Source organism: Marinobacter sp. UBA2498 (assembly GCF_002341575.1).
Classification (GTDB): Bacteria; Pseudomonadota; Gammaproteobacteria; order Pseudomonadales; family Oleiphilaceae; genus Marinobacter; species Marinobacter manganoxydans.
Genome location: NZ_DDOI01000056.1, coordinates 7,917 through 9,399, shown reverse-complemented (window position 1 = coordinate 9,399; position 1,483 = coordinate 7,917). Strand labels below are relative to the sequence as shown.

The window sequence follows — 1,483 nt, the reverse complement described above, 5'->3', positions numbered from 1 at the left end:
CCAACCTGCTGGCGCTGAACGCGGCTATTGAAGCCGCCCGCGCCGGCGAGCATGGTCGAGGGTTTGCGGTGGTCGCCGACGAAGTCCGCACTCTGGCGCAACAGACCCATGAATCCACCACCCAGATCGAGGAGATTATCACCAGCTTTCAGAGCATTACAGACAATGCCAGCCGCTCGATTGTCGAAAGCCATAAGTTGGCTAACGCCACCAGTGAGCAGGCGTCCGAGCTGGAGCAGACCTTCGCGGATATCCTGACCGACGTGAACAGCATCTCCGATATGGCCGGCCAGATTGCGACCGCCTCTGAAGAGCAGGTGGCGGTTACCCGGGAGCTGGCGGGCAGCATGGAATCAGTCAGTGAAGCCGCCATACTGACGCTGACCGGCTCCCAGGAAATCACCCAGGTGACCGGCGAGCAGGCACGGCTGGCCAGGGTCCTTCAGGACCTTGCCAACGAGTTCAAGGTGCCGGCCTACAGCTGATACTAGCAAGACGCAAAAGGGGCTCTCCGGAAACGGACAGCCCCTTTTTTGGCTCTGCAAATGAACATGGGGTCAGAAGCAAGCACTCTTCTGACCCCGACCATGCCGCTACTATCAGATAATCCGCGAGAACCGCTGGCTGGCGCCCTCTTTGCGGTACAAATCAAAAATCTGGCAGATCGCCCGGATCAGCAACCGCCCTGCAGGCTGAACCTGAAGCGCGTTACCGTCATCGGCAATCAGTTCATCCTGAACCATGGGCTTCAAACGGCTGAGCTCATCGGCAAAATAGCGGTTCAGATCTTCCTGCCAGACATCTGCAAACAGCTGACGGTCCAGCCGGAACTGGCAAATCAGCTGGCCGATCACCCAGCGGCGGATTCGGTCGTCCCGGGTCAGGTTGACGCCTTTGGTGATGGCCAGTTGGCCGGCATCAATGGATGCTTCCCAGGAAGGCAGGTCGTGATTGTTCTGGAAATAGGCATCGTCCGTCTGACCAATTGCGGAAACGCCGAGGGAAACCAGATCGCATTCGGAATGGGTGGTGTAACCCTGGAAATTCCGGTGCAGACGGCCTTCTCGTTGCGCCACCGCCAGGCTGTCGTCCGGCTTGGCGAAGTGGTCCATGCCAATGTATTCGTACCCGGCGTCCAGCAAACGGTTGATGGTGTTATGCAGGATGGTCAGCTTCTGCTGCGGACTGGGCAGGGTGTCGCCCTGAATCCGGGTCTGCGGATAGAAACGGTCCGGCAGGTGGGCATAGCTGAACACTGACAGCCGGTCCGGCGACATCTCGATCACCGCTTCCAGGGTCTCGGCAAAGCTTTCCGGCGTCTGGTATGGCAGGCCGTAAATCAGGTCCAGGTTGATGGACCGGAAGCCGATGCGCCGTGCCTCGTTGAGCACCGCTTCGGTCATGGCCCGGGGCTGGATACGGTTCACTGCTTTCTGAACCTCCGGGTTTACATCCTGTACCCCCAGACTGATCCGGTTGAAGC

2 protein-coding genes are annotated in these 1,483 nt (G+C 59.2%); one reads left to right on the top strand and one right to left on the bottom strand.

The features are described from left to right. Positions 1-485: methyl-accepting chemotaxis protein (locus B2W52_RS06770; RefSeq protein ID WP_286802093.1), on the top strand; the 485-nt coding region annotated here is incomplete at its 5' end. 114 nt (positions 486-599) lie between these two features. Here B2W52_RS06770 and hemN read toward each other — a convergent pair. Next, on the bottom strand, positions 600-1,483 hold an 884-nt coding region (gene hemN, locus B2W52_RS06765; protein ID WP_286802091.1), incomplete at its 5' end, for an oxygen-independent coproporphyrinogen III oxidase.